This is a genomic window from Phaeobacter sp. JH20_34 (genome assembly GCF_048056095.1).
GTDB classification, from domain to species: domain Bacteria; phylum Pseudomonadota; class Alphaproteobacteria; order Rhodobacterales; family Rhodobacteraceae; genus Phaeobacter; species Phaeobacter bryozoorum.
Genome location: NZ_JAYMWT010000004.1, coordinates 1,225,585 through 1,242,634, shown reverse-complemented (window position 1 = coordinate 1,242,634; position 17,050 = coordinate 1,225,585). Strand labels below are relative to the sequence as shown.

The 17,050-nt window shown below is 61.4% G+C and carries 13 protein-coding genes and 1 pseudogene; 7 read left to right on the top strand and 7 right to left on the bottom strand.

All coding sequences use genetic code 11. The features are described from left to right. The first annotated feature begins 21 nt into the window (after positions 1-21). The 5 genes from VWZ81_RS07490 (at position 22) to VWZ81_RS07470 (ending at position 5,295) form a co-directional block, all read left to right on the top strand. On the top strand, positions 22-414 hold the full coding sequence (locus VWZ81_RS07490; RefSeq protein WP_340545259.1) for a cytidine deaminase: 393 nt from the start codon (positions 22-24) through the stop codon (positions 412-414). 3 nt (positions 415-417) lie between these two features. After that, positions 418-1,728: a thymidine phosphorylase gene (locus VWZ81_RS07485; protein ID WP_416537369.1), complete on the top strand. Its 1,311-nt coding sequence runs from the start codon at positions 418-420 to the stop codon at positions 1,726-1,728. Then, positions 1,728-2,945: a phosphopentomutase gene (locus tag VWZ81_RS07480; RefSeq protein ID WP_416542434.1), complete on the top strand. Its 1,218-nt coding sequence runs from the start codon at positions 1,728-1,730 to the stop codon at positions 2,943-2,945. The genes VWZ81_RS07485 and VWZ81_RS07480 overlap by 1 nt, the downstream gene beginning before the upstream one ends. A 156-nt stretch (positions 2,946-3,101) precedes the next feature. Beyond that, positions 3,102-3,734, top strand: a complete 633-nt coding sequence (upp, locus tag VWZ81_RS07475) for a uracil phosphoribosyltransferase (protein ID WP_014874324.1) — start codon at positions 3,102-3,104, stop codon at positions 3,732-3,734. 229 nt (positions 3,735-3,963) lie between these two features. Next, the gene (locus VWZ81_RS07470; protein ID WP_416542433.1) at positions 3,964-5,295 is read left to right on the top strand and encodes an SPOR domain-containing protein; all 1,332 of its coding nucleotides are present in this window, start codon (positions 3,964-3,966) and stop codon (positions 5,293-5,295) included. Between the two features lie 609 nt (positions 5,296-5,904). Here the strand turns inward: VWZ81_RS07470 and VWZ81_RS07465 are convergent. The 4 genes and pseudogenes from VWZ81_RS07465 to VWZ81_RS07450 form a co-directional block, all read right to left on the bottom strand. After that, positions 5,905-6,657 carry a VOC family protein gene (locus tag VWZ81_RS07465; protein ID WP_416542432.1) on the bottom strand — a complete coding sequence of 251 codons (753 nt, stop codon included), beginning with the start codon at positions 6,655-6,657 and terminating at the stop codon, positions 5,905-5,907. Positions 6,658-6,661: 4 nt separating this feature from the next. Further along, positions 6,662-7,744, bottom strand: a pseudogene (rsgA, locus tag VWZ81_RS07460) (ribosome small subunit-dependent GTPase A). Positions 7,745-8,201: 457 nt separating this feature from the next. Then, complete coding sequence (locus tag VWZ81_RS07455) at positions 8,202-9,212, bottom strand: hypothetical protein (RefSeq protein WP_340545265.1); 1,011 nt, start codon at positions 9,210-9,212, stop codon at positions 8,202-8,204. 111 nt (positions 9,213-9,323) lie between these two features. Next, positions 9,324-10,952 (bottom strand): AMP-binding protein, encoded by a 1,629-nt coding sequence (locus VWZ81_RS07450; RefSeq protein WP_416536245.1) that lies wholly within the window; start codon positions 10,950-10,952, stop codon positions 9,324-9,326. A gap of 137 nt (positions 10,953-11,089) precedes the next feature. Between VWZ81_RS07450 and VWZ81_RS07445 the strand changes: the two genes are divergently transcribed. Next, entirely contained in the window at positions 11,090-11,755 is a 666-nt protein-coding gene (locus VWZ81_RS07445; RefSeq protein ID WP_416542467.1) for a sulfotransferase family 2 domain-containing protein, read from the top strand. Between the two features lie 175 nt (positions 11,756-11,930). Next, positions 11,931-12,620 carry a Hint domain-containing protein gene (locus tag VWZ81_RS07440; RefSeq protein ID WP_416537375.1) on the top strand — a complete coding sequence of 230 codons (690 nt, stop codon included), beginning with the start codon at positions 11,931-11,933 and terminating at the stop codon, positions 12,618-12,620. A gap of 158 nt (positions 12,621-12,778) precedes the next feature. Here VWZ81_RS07440 and VWZ81_RS07435 read toward each other — a convergent pair whose 3' ends face one another. Genes VWZ81_RS07435 through VWZ81_RS07425 form a run of 3 tightly spaced genes read right to left on the bottom strand, consistent with a single transcriptional unit; the run spans position 12,779 to position 16,864 of the window. Then, complete coding sequence (locus VWZ81_RS07435) at positions 12,779-14,980, bottom strand: 3-hydroxyacyl-CoA dehydrogenase NAD-binding domain-containing protein (protein ID WP_416542431.1); 2,202 nt, start codon at positions 14,978-14,980, stop codon at positions 12,779-12,781. Positions 14,981-15,003: 23 nt separating this feature from the next. Beyond that, positions 15,004-16,215 carry an acetyl-CoA C-acetyltransferase gene (locus VWZ81_RS07430; RefSeq protein WP_416542430.1) on the bottom strand — a complete coding sequence of 404 codons (1,212 nt, stop codon included), beginning with the start codon at positions 16,213-16,215 and terminating at the stop codon, positions 15,004-15,006. 10 nt (positions 16,216-16,225) lie between these two features. Further along, entirely contained in the window at positions 16,226-16,864 is a 639-nt protein-coding gene (locus VWZ81_RS07425) for a glutathione S-transferase family protein (protein WP_416542429.1), read from the bottom strand. Positions 16,865-17,050 lie beyond the last annotated feature (186 nt).

The following is a 17,050-nucleotide window of genomic DNA, read 5'->3' as shown; positions in this document are numbered from 1 at the left end:
CAAAAAAATCAGGGAATCGCCATGAGCCTCAAAGATGCTGCCACCGCCGTTCGTGAAAACGCACACGCGCCTTATTCCAACTTCAAGGTCGGTGCGGCGATCCGGGCAGCATCCGGGACGGTCTATGTTGGCTGCAATGTGGAAAACGTTGCCTACCCAGAAGGCACCTGCGCAGAAGCCGGTGCCATCGCCGCAATGGTTGCCGCAGGCGAGACAAAGCTTGAGGCGGCATATGTGATTGCCGATTGCCCGGCGCCAATCCCGCCCTGCGGCGGCTGCCGTCAGAAGCTGGCGGAGTTTGGCGCGCCCGAGGTGAAGGTGACGCTTGCCACCACAGATGGGCTGGAGCGCGAAACCACGATTGGCGATCTGCTGCCCGGTGCCTTTGGCGCGGACCATATGGAACGGAGCTGAGCCATGGACGCACGCGCGATCATCGCCAGCCTGCGCCGGGGAGAGACACCCGGCGATGAAGACCTGCGCTGGTTTGCCGAAGGATTGGCCAATGGGGCTGTCTCGGATGCGCAGGCGGGTGCGTTTGCCATGGCGGTTTGTCTGCAGGGGCTTGGCGTCGATGCGCGGCGGGCCTTGACGCTGGCAATGCGTGATAGCGGTGACGTGCTGCGCTGGGATCTGGATGGGCCGGTGCTGGACAAACACTCTACCGGTGGGGTCGGCGATTGCGTGTCGCTGCTGCTGGCACCCGCGCTGGCGGAATGCGGTGCCTATGTGCCGATGATCTCCGGTCGGGGTCTGGGCCATACCGGCGGGACGCTCGACAAGATGGAAGCCATTCAGGGTGTCAGCACCCAAGTGTCCGAACAGGGGCTGCGCAGCATGATGCAAAGCGTAGGCTGCGCCATCGTCGGGGCGACCGCAGAGATCGCCCCGGCGGACAAGCGGCTATATGCGATCCGTGATGTCACCGCCACGGTGGATAGTCTGGACCTGATCACCGCCTCAATCCTGTCAAAGAAACTGGCGGCCAGCACCGATGCGCTGGTTCTGGACGTGAAAATCGGCTCCGGTGCCTTTATGAAAACGCTGGAGGAGGCCGAGGCGCTGGCCCGCAGTCTCACTGAGACGGCGAATGCGGCCGGTTGCAGGACCTCGGCGCTGATCACTGATATGAACCAGCCTTTGGCGCCCGCGCTGGGCAACGCGTTGGAGGTGGCGGAGGTGATGCGGGTGCTGACCGGTATCTGCGGTCAGACGGGCGCCTTGGCGGAGCTGACGGCGGAGCTGGGAGGTGTCTTGTTGGCACATGGCGGATTGGCGGCGCAGAGCGATGCCGGGGCGGATATGATCCGCAAAGCCATTGCCAGCGGGGCGGTTGCCGAACGTTTTGCCCGAATGGTCGCCGCGATGGGCGGCCCGACCGATTTCGCGGACCACTGGCAGACAATTCTGCCGACGGCTCCGGTGGTACGCCCCATCACCGCAGATCGGGCGGGCCATGTTCACGCCATCAATGGCGAGGCGCTCGGCCTTGCGGTCGTGCGGCTGGGCGGCGGGCGGATGATCGAAAGCGACGTGGTCGACCCCTCCGTCGGACTGGCGGAGCTGGCGCCGCTTGGACGCACGCTTTCAGTCGGCGACCTGATTGGTGTGATCCATGCCGCTGATGAAGACGCCGCTGATGCAGCCGAGGCCAGCCTGCGCGCAGCCTATCAGCTGTCTGATAGCGCGCCTGAGCGGCTGCCGCTGATCTACAAGAGGGTTTCCTAATGGCGCGTGCGTTTCTGGTGGTGATGGATTCCGTCGGTATCGGTGGTGCGCCAGATGCTGGTCAGTATTTCAATGGCGATCTGCCGGACATTGGCGCCAATACGCTGGCCCATATCGCCCAGGCCTGCGCTGCGGGCCGCGCAGAGGAGGGGCGCAGCGGTCCGCTGCAGGTGCCAAATCTGGACCGCCTCGGATTGGGGGCTGCCGTGGAGCAGGCCTCGGCGGTGCCTTGCCCTGATCTGGGTGGGGCGGAGATTATCGGGCGCTGGGGTGTCGCCCGCGAGATCAGCCGGGGCAAGGATACCCCCTCTGGTCATTGGGAACTGGCGGGCCTGCCGGTGCCTTGGGATTGGTGCTATTTCCCGGATCAGACACCCGCGTTTCCGGATGATCTGGTGGCCCATGTCTGCGCGGCGGCTGGAACCGAGGCTCTACTTGGCAATTGCCATGCCTCGGGTACTGCGATCATTGCCGAACATGGCGCCGCGCATATGCAGTCGGGGCAGCCAATCTGTTATACCTCTGCCGATAGTGTCTTCCAGATTGCCGCCCATGAGGAGAGCTTTGGTCTTGGCCGGTTGTTGGCGCTCTGCGAGGCGGTGGCCCCCTTTCTGCACGCGATGAAGGTGGGGCGGGTGATTGCGCGGCCCTTTGTCGGGACGCCCGAGACCGGATTTCAGCGCACCACAAACCGGCGTGACTACGCCATCATGCCGCCTGAGCCGATCCTGACCAATTGGGTGCAGGATGCCGGTCGACCAGTGCACGCCATCGGCAAAATTGGTGATATTTTCTCTATGCAGGGGATTGATACGCTGAAGAAAGGCGATGACGCGAGGCTGATGCGGCATTTGCAGGCGGCTGTGGCTGAGGCCGAGGACGGCAGCCTGACCTTTGCCAATTTTGTCGAGTTTGACAGCCTCTACGGGCATCGTCGCGATATCTCGGGCTATGCGCGGGCGCTGGAATGGTTTGACCAAGAGATCGGCAAGCTGCTGCCGCATCTGCGGGATGGCGATCTGCTGATCCTGACGGCCGATCATGGCAACGATCCGAGCTGGCCTGGCACCGATCACACCCGTGAACAGGTGCCGGTGCTGATGGCCGGCGCGGGGGCCGGACCGCTGGGCAATCTGGCATTCGCGGACGTGGCAGCGACCGTGTCGGACCATCTGAAAATCCCTGCTCAGGGGCCGGGCCGGTCGGTGCTGACCTGATTGAAGCGGGCGGATGAGATGGCGTCCTCGGCAGCGTCTGCGCGCTGAACGGCGCCCGAATTTGCAGCGGTTGGAGACGATCGCCGACAAATCCGCCTTGCCTGTCCCACAGTGCAGGCACTAAGAGAGATTGAATTTTCCTGAAAGGAGCGCCCAATGTCCGATCATCTGACCGTTGTCGACCACCCGCTGGTGCAGCACAAGCTCACCTTGATGCGCGACAAGGGCACCTCTACCGCCGGGTTCCGCCGCCTGCTGCGCGAGATTACCCAGCTGTTGGCCTATGAGATCACCCGCGAGATGCCGCTGACCACCACCACCATCGACACTCCGATGGAGGAAATGGAGGCACCCATCCTTGCGGGTAAGAAACTGGCGCTGGTGTCGATCCTGCGGGCGGGCAACGGGATGCTGGACGGCGTGCTGGAACTGATCCCCTCGGCACGGGTCGGCTTTGTCGGTCTCTACCGGGATGAGGAAACCCTGCAGCCAGTGCAATATTACTTCAAGGCACCCGAGGGGCTGAAGGACCGGTTGGTCATTGCGGTTGATCCGATGCTGGCAACCGGCAACAGTTCGGCCGCGGCCATCGACCTGCTGAAAGAGGCCGGAGCAAATGACATCCGTTTCCTCTGCCTGCTGGCCTCGCCCGAGGGGGTGGAGCTGATGAAGGAGAAGCATCCGGATGTGCCGATCGTGACGGCCTCGTTGGACCGGCAGCTGAACGAGAAGGGGTATATCCTGCCCGGGCTCGGCGATGCGGGTGATCGGATGTTCGGCACCAAATAAGCCTGCGGCCAGCGTGCAGCTCTTGGGGCGGCATGGACACCAGGCACGGCCACGAAGCCAAGGGCGTCTGGCAACAGGCGCCTTTTCCATGTCCGTCGGCTGACACACCCGGGCGCGGGGAGGGTAACGGCAGCGATGTCTCTGGGCTCTTTCGTGAAATCGGGGAAACCCTGCTTTACTCAGATTCGCTTTTCGGGCATCCTGCGGCCATATGTTGTGGGGCTCTCGGATGACGCTTACTAGAATTATTGCAAGTGCTTTGATCGCGGCGGCCTGCTTCGGCACAGCAGAGGCGCAGTCGATCCGCCCCACGGAACCGCCGGCAGAATTTCCGCCCGCCTCCTTTGCAGGCAAGCAATATGTCGACAGTCGCGGCTGTGTTTTCATTCGGGCGGGGATCGACGGCAATGTCACCTGGGTGCCGAGGGTAACCCGCAGCCGCAAACAGCTCTGCGGCTTCCAGCCCACTGAGCTTGCTGCGGCCCCCAATTCGCCGAGAGCCACTTCAGCTCCGGCGCCGGAGCTGATCACCCTGCCGGAGGGGCAGCGAGCGAATAATCTGGAAGGCGCCGCAACTGCAACTACAGAGCCGGTTGCAGCAGCGCGCGCGCCGCAGACCGTCACCACCACCAAGCCGCAGCGCAGTGCCGTGCGACAGGCAAAGCCGCTTCGGGTTGGCACATCAACGGCGAAGCTGCCGCGCCGGCAGCCACTGGATGATGCCTATCGTCCGCCTGTCAGCACCGTGACAGCGGCCAGTTCGGCGCCGGGCTTTGGCCGCTGTCCCGGCGCGTCTGCCCTGAGCCAGCAATATATCAACCAGACGGGCAATGTGCGATGCGGGCCGCAGGGGGGCAGCAGCCGCCTGTCCTCGGTGCTGGATCCCAACACCCGCGTTGTTCCCAAGCATGTCTATCAGGAGCGCAGCCTGAGCCGAGGGCTGGTAGTGCCGCAGGGGTATCGCCGCGCCTGGGAGGATGACCGTCTTAATCCGCGCCGGGCGGAGATGTCGCTGGGCGGCGTACTCGCGGCGGCCAACGATGGCGTGCCTGCGGGATATGTGCGGGTGATCCATCAGGATCGCTACAATCCGAACCGCGGGCCGCAAACCGGCGCGATCTGGACGCGCACCGTCCCCCGCGAAGGCATTCGCCGTCCGGTCGATCGACCGGTTGTGAAGCTTTCGCAGAGACAGCTTGCAGGAGATGCGAGCACGTCCGTGGGCACCGATGAGGAGACCCTGGTCACCCGTCTGTCGACCCGGTCGGCGCCTTCCGGCGATGCGACATCAGCGCGCGCGGCCTCGGCTTCGATGGCCAAACCTCAGTCATCTCCGGCGACGCGGTATGTGCGCGCGGCGACCCTCGCCGATGTAAGTCAGGCCGACGCCGTGGCTCAACGGTTGCGCCAAAAGGGGTTGCCGGTGCGTCTGGGTCGGGTCAACCGCAATGGTCAGAGCCTGCAGGTCGTTCTGGCAGGGCCTTTTGTCGGGGAGGCGGCGCAAGCGGCCCTGTCGACAGTGCGCGCGGCCGGGTTCTCTGGCGCGCGGCTGAGCAAGTAATCACGACGGTGGGTCCGGTCAGCCACGTTGTTTGGCCAATCTGCGTTCACGCAACGGAGCGGGGGCGGCTTGGCGCGGCGCTATGATTGCGCCAACCGCTTTTAGAACGTCAGAGATATTTGACTTTTTCGTCTCATCATTAACCCAACACGGCCCCGGCCGAACTCCTCCTTCACAACATGGTCGCAGTATCGGCAAATGGCTCGCGGACGTTCTGTATTGTCCTAACAATTGCGCCGCGCCATTGTGCCAATATGCGTCAGCCCACAAAGCAGCAGTTAGATAGACGTGACCGCCGCAACGCCGATCTTCGAGTTCGGGGAAGCTCCCTTGCAAGGATTGCCTGCGAATTGGGAGTGACGGACTCTGCGGTACTTTGGTAGGCAAAAGAATGAGTAGATCGCAAAGATTGAGCAGGCGTTGGCCGACGCTTCGCAAACTACGCCAGAGCAGCTTACCCCTGATCTTTGCGAAGAGAACTAGAGCGGCCATCCATGGGCGACGCAGCGAAAGCGGGCAGTGAGCCCTGAGCCGCGAATGCTGCAGAGCGTACAAATGTCCGATCTGCAGTTCCTGTGAAGAATTGGCAAACTGCTAGAAAGTGGTCGTCTATTCGATGCCAAGAGCAAACGGCGCGCCGTCTGGATCACACAGGATGGGGTTACGGGCTTGAAAAGTTCCCTTCACATCCACAGGCGCCGGACGCGCCCCTTCGGCTTCAGCAACACGGCAGGCATCGGCGACTGAAGCAACCTTGATGCACGGGACCCAAGCTGCATTTGAACCGATTGGCCAGGTCGCGGCATGTTGGAGTGCAACAAGATCGCCCTCAGGCCCGAGGAGTGCAAGACAATCCGTGTCCTGCTCGGGAGAGACCTTCCATCCAAAAAGCTCTGCATAGAACGCCAGTGGGAAGTCAGTCCCGTTGCCGACGTACACGTCAGGGCCGAACTGCCGGTGCGGAACAGGGAAGCTGTGCCGGGACAGCGAAATCCCGACCAGAGCACCGAGCGGATCGCGGACGAGTGCATTGCGACCGACACCCGGCACCTCGAATGCCTCCCGAACGATCTTGCCTCCGAGCGTGGCGACGCGTCTGACCGCCGCGTCCACGTCGGGAACCTCGATGTAGGCGATCCAGCCATTTTCCTGCTCGGCAGGCGTCTCGGCCAACCCCGCACCCGCTTCGTCCCCGGAGAGGGCGAGGATGAAATCCTTCTCGCCGCCTCCCCAGGCAAAATCCGTCGCCCGCTCGACTTCATACGTCCATTTGGCCACGTGCTGGTAAAATGCCATCGAACACGCCCTGTCCGATGTGAAAAGATCGTGCCATACGATTTGACCTACTTTCGACTGCGTCATCGTCTTACCTCCTGACATCTTTGATTTTCTTGACGCCGCGCACCATTTTTCCGAACGCCTTGTCGCGCGACCTGCGTTCCACAAGGCTCGCGGAGTTGAACGCGTCCTACGCCATCAGCTTACGCCATCTGCCAAGCCGACGGGCATCGAGAACGCCATCATCAACAGCCGTCAGAATCGCGCATCCCGGCTCGGTCTCGTGCTGACAGTCGTTGAATCGACACCGCGCGGCCAACTCCTGAATATCGGCAAAGAGATCATTGATTCCGTCCGCCGCATCGGTGAGCTGCAATTCCCGCATGCCCGGCGTGTCCAGGATCAGACAGCCATTGCGCATCGCATGAAGCTCACGCCGCGTCGTCGTATGCCGCCCCTTCGCGTCGTCCTCGCGAATGGTCTGGGTCTCGATGGATTGGCTGTCGAGCAACGCATTGGCCAGCGTCGATTTCCCAACACCGGATGAGCCAAGGAACGCTGCCGTCTTGCCGGGCTTGCACCAGGTCGCAAGGTCTGTCTTCGGGGCAGAACCGCGCGCGTCAAGTGCGACGACGTCGATTATGTCCGACACCGCGCGGGCCGCGTCAATGTAGTCTTGAGGATCCGCCAAGAGGTCGGTTTTCGTGAGGACGATGACGGGCGTGATCCGCGCCTCGAACGCCAGGGAGGCATAGCGTTCAAGCCGGGCCAATTTGAAGTCCTGATTGCAGGACGTGACGATAAAGGCCGTATCAATGTTCGCCGCGATCAGTTGTTTCTGCCGGTCGGTGCCGGGCGCGCGCCGCTTGATAAGGCTGGCACGCTCAAGAGCCCTACTGGACCGCGGGTGCGACTGGTCCAGCAACAGCCAGTCGCCGACAGTCACATCGGCTCTGGGCGGAAGGATGGTATCGATGCCGTCACCAAGGGCGTGCAGCCCGCTGCGATGCACTTCGACAACGCGAACAGGAGGTGTCGCGGCCATGTCTTCCACGCTAACTTGCTGGGTGAAAAACGGTTGCCATCCTAGTGCCTGAAGGGGGCTGAGTTTGGCCTGTGATCCGGTGTCGCGCGCGCGACGCGGAAGGAAGTCTGAGTAATCCCTCGTCATAGGGTGTTCACTTTCATGTCTCTGGCCCAAGTCAATTTTGGGCGTCGATGGAAGGAAACGAGTGAGCACATCAAACCGACCCGTCAGCTACAAAGTGACGGCGATGTTTGCGATTTTGTATGTGCTCCGGGAGGCGCGCTGCCTCCCTTCCTTACCAGGACATGAAATCTCCATTACAGATGACGTGCAGATAGTGGGGAAACATGCACAACACAACCGTTGATGGCTGATTTGGAACTCGTATTCAGGTATCTGTAGCAGCCATTCAGCAGGAAAAAGGGTATGTCAGCTCCGTCGCATTCTGCCGACCCTGGAAACGTTCGCAGTGAAGTTCCGATCGGGATTCCGAATGCTTGACGTTTGCGTCAGTATTGCGTGAAGCAGCCCGGTGACAGGTTGCAGAAATCTCAACGCATCGTGTCAGAGATGCGAGGTGTTCCACACCGGTGCTGGTGGATCAGCCGCAGATGCTTTGTAGCTGCACCCAGTCGCGGTCATTCAGTACCGGCTGCAAGTCACGGCCCGCCATCGGATCGGCCTCGATCAGGCCGAGCACTGTTTCCCCGGTAATGTCCTGAGCGTAGGCATAGGGGCTGGAGGGAACGGCAGCACGGGCAAATTCAGCGAGTGTCGTGGCCTCGTCCGGCGTGGGGCGCGGCGCGCTAATGACGGTTTCCGCATAACGGTCGAGGGTTGCACGGGTCAGTTCACCGGTTGTGAGCATCCTGAAGGTGGCGCGAATGCCGCCCGCGGCCAGAAGCTCGGCCAGGGGGTCTTTTTCCACCGCACGGGCGCGCTCCACCAGTACCGCGCCAGCTGCTACCGCCGGATCTTCGTGATCCTCCACCAGCTCGCGGTTCAGAAGCACGATGCCACCTGGCAGATAGAGGCTGCTGGCCACGCCGCTGCGCAGGATCACCAACTGACGCACATCCAGCCGCTCTGCGAGACGTTCCAGAATGGGCGCGGTCTCCAATGTGCTGCAGGCCTGACCTGACACCCGTTCGATCCGGCCAAGCAGCGCCTGTCCCAGCGCCTTGCGTTTGATGTCCGGCACCACATTCACTGTATGCGAGAGCAGCGCATCGGGCAGCCAGAACACCGCCAGACCGGTCACGACAGCCAGCGCCGACAGCAGCGTCACCGAGCGAAGGCGACCGGGGCGGGCACGAGCGCGGGTGAGGGCGGATTGCAAACGGTCGATTGCGTCCAGCATCGCGGTTTCATCTTCCGCGATCTCCAGCGTTTCGCCCTGATCGCCGTAAGGGTGGAACAACGCGGGGAAACTGCCGGGGTTCTGTCGCTCTAATGCCGCCAGTGACCAATGGGCCAGTGGCCGGTCATTCATATCCGCAATGGTCAGGGTCGCGTCGCCAACCGAGACGATCACATCGCGCCGCTGCGCGTCAGGGGCAGCCCGCCACAGCGCAGCAGCTTCCAGCCGTTGATATTCCCGCAATGCCGTCATGAATGGGGCGCGTCCTCACCGTCGATTGTTCACAGATCAAATAGCACGCAGCCCCCAGCGTCAGCAATTGACTTTGCGGCAGTTCGCGCCTGCTTTGGTCAGGAAACCGGGTCAGAGAGCCTTGGCCTGCTGGCGCAGTTCGAATTTCTGGATCTTTCCGGTCGATGTCTTGGGAAGTTCTTGGAAAATCACCTGTTTTGGCGCTTTGAAACCGGCCAGCGTTTCGCGCGCAAAGCGGATCAGTTCGGCAGGATCAACCTCCGCGCCGGGCTTCAACTCGACAAAAGCACAAGGCACTTCGCCCCATTTTTCGTCAGGTTTGGCAACCACCGCGGCTAGGTTCACATCGGGGTGCCCCATCAGCACGCCCTCAACCTCCACCGAGGAGATATTCTCGCCGCCGGAGATGATGATATCCTTGGCGCGGTCGGCGATCTGGATATAGCCATCGGGATGCTGCACGGCGATATCGCCGGAATGGAAATACCCCCCCTGAAAGGCCTCGGCGGTGGCTTCGGGGTTCTTCAGATATCCCTTCATGACCGAATTGCCGCGCATCACGATCTCACCCTGATCCTGACCGTTCATCGGAATCTGCTGCATATCGTCGGACATGACCGTAATGTGATCCATCATCGGGAAGGCCACGCCCTGACGCGCCTTGATCGCGGCCCGGCCCTGCTGGTCCAGCGTGTCCCAGCTGCCGCCTTTCCACAGGCATTCGGTGACGTGGCCATATGTTTCCGTCAGCCCGTAGACCTGCGTGACATGAAAGCCGATAGCCTCGATCTTTTGCAGGGTGGCCGGGGCGGGCGGGGCGCCGGCGGTGAAGACCTCGACCGTGTGATCAAAGCTGCGCCGGTCCTCTTCGGGTGCGTTCACCAGCATATTGAGCACAATTGGCGCACCGCCGAAATGGGTCACCCCTTCGTCGGCAATCGCATCGTAGATCGCGGGCGCGGTGATATCGCGACAGCACACCAGGGTGCCACCTAGAACCGGCATCATCCAGGTGTGGTTCCAGCCGTTGCAGTGAAACAGTGGTACAATAGCAAGGTATTTCGGCTGCATCACCATGCGCCAGGAAATCACCGTGCCCATGGTCATCAGATAGGCGCCACGGTGATGGTAGACGACGCCTTTCGGGCGGCCCGTGGTGCCGGAGGTGTAGTTGAGCGCAAGGCTTTCCCATTCGTCCTGCGGCATGATCCAGTCGAAATCATGGGAGGCAGCGGCCAGAACATGCTCGTAGACCGGGTGCCGACCGGACGCCGGATAGGCTGCCTGATCATCCGGGACCTCAATGATCAGCGGTCCCGGGCCGTCGCAGGCTGCTTTGGCCTCTTCGGCGAGTGGCAGGAACTGGCTGTCGACCAGCACGACCTTGGCCTCTCCGTGGTCGAAAATATAGGCGACCGTGCTGACGTCGAGACGTGTGTTGATCGTGTTGAGAACGGCACCGCAGGCAGGCACGCCAAAATGCGCTTCGGCCTGGGCCGGCAGGTTGGGGATCAAGGTCGCCACCACGTCGCCGGGGCGGACGCCCATCCCCGCAAGCGCCGAGGCCAGCCGCGTGCAGCGATCATAATAGGCCGCATAGGTCTTGCGATGGCTGCCGTAGATGACGGCAGGGACATCGGCAAACACATGCGCGGCCCGGCGCAGATGTGACAGCGGCGTCAGCGGCACATAGTTGGCGGCGGTTTTCTCCAGTCCCGACTCGTCCGACATCCAACCCATTTCGACCCCTCCAAGATGATTCATGCGACGTGGTTGCAAGATATTGCGCAAAGTTGCCCCCAATGAAAGGCGTAAGACATTTTTGTCTGACAGGGCCGAGGTTTCCATTGGTCTTCAAACCGCTTAGCCTGCCTGTCATGATCCTGTCGCCTGGCCGTTCCTATATCTTCGTGCATATCCCCAAGACCGGGGGCACCGCGCTGTCCCTCGCGCTGGAGGCGCGGGCCATGGCAGATGATCTTATGCTCGGCGACACGCCCAAGGCCAGCAAGCGGCGGCGACGCCTCAGAGACGCTAAAACCCGGGGCCGATTGTGGAAACACTCAACTCTTGCCGATATCGACGGTCTGGTGCCCGAGGCGCAGCTGCGCGGTCTCTTTGCCTTTACGCTGGTACGGAACCCGTTTGATCGGGTGCTGAGCCTCTATCACTGGCTGCGCGAGCAGAGCTTTGATCACCCTTCGGTCGCCCTGGCCAAAGCGTTGGCATTTCCCGATTTTGCCAGCGATCCCCGGATGCTTGCAGCTTTTCGTGCCCATCCGGCGCGGTCATATATGCGGCGCGCGGATGGGGGCGAACAATGCGACTGCTATATCCGCCTGGAACATTTCGCATGCGATGCAGCCCCGCTCTTTGATCACCTGGGTTTTGAGCTGCAGCTGCCACGGGCCAATGTCTCAGACCGTCCCAGAGGCTGGCAGGACGCCTACACCGACGCGGCCCGCGCGGCGGTGGCTGAGGCCTGCGAGGCGGATCTTGCCCAGTTTGAATACTCTTTTAACGATTCACCGATAGACCAGTAGTCGAGAGATGGAATCACATGGGACGACGCTGGGTCCGAAGTCTTCGCCAAAATGGCGCATCTTCGATCCGCGACCATGATCATCTCTCCCGTAGGCGCGCCAGTGGCCGCCTATCGGACGGGTAACGTGACGGGTCATGCAGAACGTATGGCTGCCTTGGTGAAAGGGAAAACCGATGCTGGATTGGCTGCTGAAACGCAAGCTCTCTCCGATGGCCGAGGCTCTGGCAACAGAGTACCCGTTGGTCGCAGCCGGGCAGGGCGGGATCCTGTCGGGCACCCATGTGGCCTCACATCTTGGCTGGCGCCCGATTGAGGCTCTGGCCGTAGGCGATATGGTCCTGACCTTCGACCATGGGATGCAGCCCATAGTCGATATCCACCGCGAAACAATCCTGCTTTCCAGCGGTGGACCCAATCCGCTGACATGCCCGGTTCATATTCCGCAGGATGCGCTGAACAATCGCGCGCCGCTCTGGGTGATGCCGAACCAGGGGATCCTGATCGAGAGCGATCTTGCCTGTGATGGGCAGGGCGATCCGTTTGTTGTCGTACCCGCCTGCGCGTTGGAAGGGTACCGCGGCATTGGCCGGGTCGAGCCTGACACACGGGTCGAGATCGTGGTGCCACGGTTTGCACAGGATGAGGTCATCTATCTGGAGGCGGGTCTGCTGAGCTTTAGCGTGTCACCGCGTGACATTCTGTCGTTCGACACCAGCGCCTATGCCGAGCTTTATCGGGTTCTGGAGCCCGACGCTGCCCGCGAACTGGTGATCGACATGATCACCGAGGAAAGCGTCTGGGCCAATACATTGCCGATGGGTCCTGGTGGGCATGGTGCTGCGGAATACGCAGCGATGGTCTAGCCCGCGCTGTAATCCAACAAGTGAAAACAGAGACAGGACCGTCACCATATCGGAGGCGGTTTTTATTTTTCATAACCACTTAGGCGGCTTTCCTGATGTGAAAAAAGCGGCACCCGGAGGCGCCGCTTTCAGAGCTGTCAGACGTCATCTGACCTCAATCAGGCGGCCTTTTCGGCCTCCGGGCTGAACCGGCCATAGAAAGTCTGGCCTTTCTCAGCCATCTCGCGCAGCAGCGGCGGACAGGTGAAACGTTCGCCATATTTCGCGGTCAGCTGGTCGCAGCGCTCGGCAGCATATGGCGTGCCGATGATGTCCAGCCAGCTCAGCGGGCCACCGGACCAGGGCGCAAAGCCCCAGGCCAGGATCGCGCCAACATCCCCTTCGCGAATGTCCATCAGAACACCTTCTTCCAGCGCGCGCACGGCTTCCAGGACCTGTGCAAACATCAGGCGTTCCTGGACCTCGATCAGGTCCGGCTGTTCATCGGCCAGCGGGTATTTCTCCTGCATGCCCTTCCAGTAACCCTGCCGCTTGCCCTTGTCGTCATAGTCGAAGAAACCAGCGTTGGACTTGCGCCCCAGACGGCCCTGTTCTTCCATCCAGAAGATCAGATCATCCGCAGCACTTTCGGGATAAGCATCGCCCATTGCCGCCTTGGTGGCGCGAGCGATCTTGGCACCGAGGTCAATGGAGGTCTCATCGGTCAGTTGGATCGGACCGACCGGGAAGCCCAACTGGCGTGCGGCATTGTCGATCAACGCAGGGGCAACGCCCTCGGTGATCATCCGCGCGCCTTCGTTCACGTAGGGGATGATGCAACGGTTGCAGTAGAAGAACCGGGCATCATTGACCACGATCGGAGTCTTGCGGATCTGGCGCACGTAGTCCAGCGCCTTGGCCACTGCGCGGTCGCCGGTTTTCTCACCCTTGATGATCTCCACCAGGAACATTTTTTCCACGGGCGAGAAGAAGTGAATGCCGATGAACTGCTCCGGGCGCACCGAGGCTTCGGCCAGACCGGTGATCGGCAGAGTCGAGGTATTGGAGGCAAAGATGCAATCGTCGGGGATGATCGCCTCGACCTTCTTGGTCATCTCCGCCTTGACGCCGGGATCCTCAAAGACCGCTTCGATGATCAGATCGCAGCCCTTGAGATGGTCCAGATCAGGGGTTGCGGTGATGCGTGACAGCATCGCCTCTTTCTTGTCGGCCGTGACTTTGCCGCGCTTGATGCCCTTGTCGAGATAGCTTTCGGTATAGGCCTTGCCCTTGTCGGCGGCGGCTTGATCACGGTCGATCAGAACAACCTCCATCCCGGCCTGAGCGGAGACCAGCGCGATACCGGCCCCCATCATGCCAGCGCCCAGAACGCCGATTTTCTTGACCGACTGATCCTCGATGCCCGCCGGGCGCACAGCGCCTTTTTCCAGCGCTTCCTTGTTGAGGAAGAGCGAGCGGATCATCGCCTCGGACGAAGGGTTCATCAGCACATGGGTGAACCAGCGCGCCTCAATCTTCAGCGCGGTGTCAAAGGGCACGAGCGCGCCTTCATAGACCGCGCTCAGCAGCGCTTTGGCCGCCGGGAAGGCGCCAAATGTTTTGCCATGCACCATGGCTGCTGCACCAAGGAAGGTCATGAAGCCCGCAGGATGATAGGGCGCGCCACCGGGCATCTTGTAACCCTTGGCATCCCAGGGTTTGACGATATCGGCGTCTTTTGCCTCCAGAACCCAGGCGCGTGCGGCGGCCAGCGGATCCTCGACCACTTCGTCGATGATGCCTGCGGCCTTGGCTTTTTTGGGATCGACCAGCTTGCCTTCCAGCAGGAAGGGCGCAGCGTTCATGGCACCCATCTTGCGTACCAGACGGGTGGTGCCGCCTGCACCGGGGAAGATGCCGACCATGATCTCAGGCAGGCCGATTTTGGCCTTGGGGTTGTCAGCGGCAAAGATGCGATGCGTCGACAGCGGCAGTTCCAGACCAATGCCAACAGCTGTGCCGGGCAGGGCTGCTGCCACGGGTTTGCCACCCTTGTTGGTTTTCGGATCCATGCCGGCCCGTTCGATCTTGCGCAGACCGTGGTGCATTTTCATGATGCCTTCGAACAGACCACGGGCGGGTTCGTCACCGGCATCTTCTTTCATCTTGGCCAGCACATTGAGATCCATGCCGCCGGCAAAGTCTTTCTTGCCCGAGGTGATGACGATGCCCTTGACGGCCTCATCTGCCAGCGCGTCGTCAACCAGCCCGTCGAGGTCTAGCATCGCCTGACCGTTCAGAACGTTCATGCTTTTGCCGGGGCAGTCCCAGGTGATGATGGCGACGCCGTCGGCGTCTTTTTTCATTGTGAAATCAGACATATCTTAGTCTCCTGTCGCCTGGGTTACACGCGTTCGATGATGGTGGCCGCGCCCATGCCGGACCCGATGCAGAGTGTCGCAAGACCGGTTTCGCGGTCGCTGCGCTCCAGCTCATCCAGCAGTGCGCCGAGGATCATGGCGCCGGTCGCACCAAGTGGGTGGCCCATGGCAATCGAGCCGCCATTGACGTTCACCTTGTCATGGTCGACGCCAAAGGCCTGCTCGAACCGCATGACGACGCTGGCAAAGGCCTCGTTGACCTCAAAGAGGTCGATGTCACCAATCTCCATGCCATTGTCGCGCAGGATCTTCTCGGTGACGGGCACGGGGCCGGTCAGCATGATGGTGGGGTCGGTGCCGATCTTGGCTGTGGCCTTGATACGGGCGCGCGGTTTCAGGCCCATCGCCTCGCCGAACTCCTTGTTGCCAATCAGTACGGCAGCGGCGCCATCCACGATACCGGAAGAGTTGCCCGCGTGGTGGATGTGATTGATCCGCTCCAGATGCGGGTATTTCAGCATCGCGATCTTGTCGAAGCCGGGCATTTGCTCACCCATCATCTGGAACGAGGGGTTCAGACCGCCGAGCGACTGCATGTCGGTGCCGGGTCGCATGTATTCATCGTGATCGAGAATGGTCAGCCCGTTGATATCGCGCACCGGGACAACGCTGCGCGCAAAACGCTTGTCGTCCCAGGCCGCCTTCGCCCGGCGCTGGGATTCCACCGCCATGGCATCGGCATCCTCACGCGAGAAACCATATTCGGTGGCGATGATATCTGCCGAGATCCCCTGCGGCACAAAGTAGTTCTCGATGGCAATCGCCGGATCAACAGCAATGGCACCGCCGTCCATGCCCATGGGGACACGGCTCATGGATTCCACACCGCCGGCGATGTAGGCATGACCAGCACGTCCCCGCACCTGGTTGGCGGCCATGTTGACGGCTTCCAGACCCGAGGCGCAGAAGCGGTTGATCGACACGCCGGGGATCGATTCATCCAGATCAGAGGCCAGAACAGCGGTCCGCGCCAAGCAGGCGCCCTGTTCGCCAACCTGGGTCACATTGCCCCAGATCACGTCCTCGACTGCGTGGCCTTCAAGATTGTTGCGCTCTTTCAGAGCGTTGAGCGCCACCGCAGAGAGACGCGCGGCCGTTACTTCATGCAAGGATCCATCCTTGCGGCCTTTGCCACGCGGGGTGCGCACGGCGTCGTAAATATAGGCTTCGGTCATATCAGTCTCCTCAGGCTCGGTCCGACGGGTTGCCGGGCATTAGGTCGTAGGGGGCTTTCCAGCCCGGTTGTGCGCTCAGCCGCGAGAGCCAAGCGTCAATATGGGGCCATTCGGCTCGATCAAAGCCGAAGGGTTCGGGGTAATAGAGATAGGAGCAGCAGGTCAGATCGGCATTGGTCAGCCCATCGCCGACAATCCAGCTTCGCCCCTCAAGATGTTTGTCCAGGATCGCGTAGGCGCCTTGCAGACGGCCCTGAAGGAAGGCGATGACCTCCTGCGGGCGTTTGTCTTCCGGCAGGAAATTCATCAGGAACCGGCACAAGCCTGCGTTTGAGGACAATTTGTGATTGTCCCATAGCTGCCAGCGCAGGATCTCGCGCTTTTCCTCGGCAGTGACGCCGCCGAACCGGCCATAAGTGTCCGACAGATACTGCTGGATCACCCCGGATTGGCTGAGTGTCAGATCGCCATCCACCAGCACCGGGCATTCTCCCATGTCGTTGATATCTCGACGGAAGGCATCACCCCGGGTGGTGCCGCTGAAAAAATCCACAAACACCGGCTCCCAGTCGATCCCGGCCAGTTCAAGAGCCAGGGCGGCCTTATAGGAATGGCCGCTTTCACCGAAACAATGCAGTTTGAGTGTCATATGTTGCTCCCTGTGTCTGCTGGCGGAGCGGGGGTTTCACACCCCCGCACCCCCGTGGAGTATTTCTGGAAAGATGACGGAACCTTCACTCCGTATTAAGGTAGATGGCGTCAGCATGGTCCTGCGGAACAGGCTGGAGAGCCGATGACCGTGAAAGGTGACGGCGCGCCGACCCATTAGGCGGAG

Coding starts and splice junctions, on each gene's coding strand:
- VWZ81_RS07490 (WP_340545259.1), top strand. CDS start 22: ATGAGCCTCAAAGATGCTGCCACCGCCGTTCGTGAAAACGCACACGCG.
- VWZ81_RS07485 (WP_416537369.1), top strand. CDS start 418: ATGGACGCACGCGCGATCATCGCCAGCCTGCGCCGGGGAGAGACACCC.
- VWZ81_RS07480 (WP_416542434.1), top strand. CDS start 1,728: ATGGCGCGTGCGTTTCTGGTGGTGATGGATTCCGTCGGTATCGGTGGT.
- upp (WP_014874324.1), top strand. CDS start 3,102: ATGTCCGATCATCTGACCGTTGTCGACCACCCGCTGGTGCAGCACAAG.
- VWZ81_RS07470 (WP_416542433.1), top strand. CDS start 3,964: ATGACGCTTACTAGAATTATTGCAAGTGCTTTGATCGCGGCGGCCTGC.
- VWZ81_RS07465 (WP_416542432.1), bottom strand. CDS start 6,657: ATGACGCAGTCGAAAGTAGGTCAAATCGTATGGCACGATCTTTTCACA.
- VWZ81_RS07455 (WP_340545265.1), bottom strand. CDS start 9,212: ATGACGGCATTGCGGGAATATCAACGGCTGGAAGCTGCTGCGCTGTGG.
- VWZ81_RS07450 (WP_416536245.1), bottom strand. CDS start 10,952: ATGGGTTGGATGTCGGACGAGTCGGGACTGGAGAAAACCGCCGCCAAC.
- VWZ81_RS07445 (WP_416542467.1), top strand. CDS start 11,090: ATGATCCTGTCGCCTGGCCGTTCCTATATCTTCGTGCATATCCCCAAG.
- VWZ81_RS07440 (WP_416537375.1), top strand. CDS start 11,931: ATGCTGGATTGGCTGCTGAAACGCAAGCTCTCTCCGATGGCCGAGGCT.
- VWZ81_RS07435 (WP_416542431.1), bottom strand. CDS start 14,980: ATGTCTGATTTCACAATGAAAAAAGACGCCGACGGCGTCGCCATCATC.
- VWZ81_RS07430 (WP_416542430.1), bottom strand. CDS start 16,215: ATGACCGAAGCCTATATTTACGACGCCGTGCGCACCCCGCGTGGCAAA.
- VWZ81_RS07425 (WP_416542429.1), bottom strand. CDS start 16,864: ATGACACTCAAACTGCATTGTTTCGGTGAAAGCGGCCATTCCTATAAG.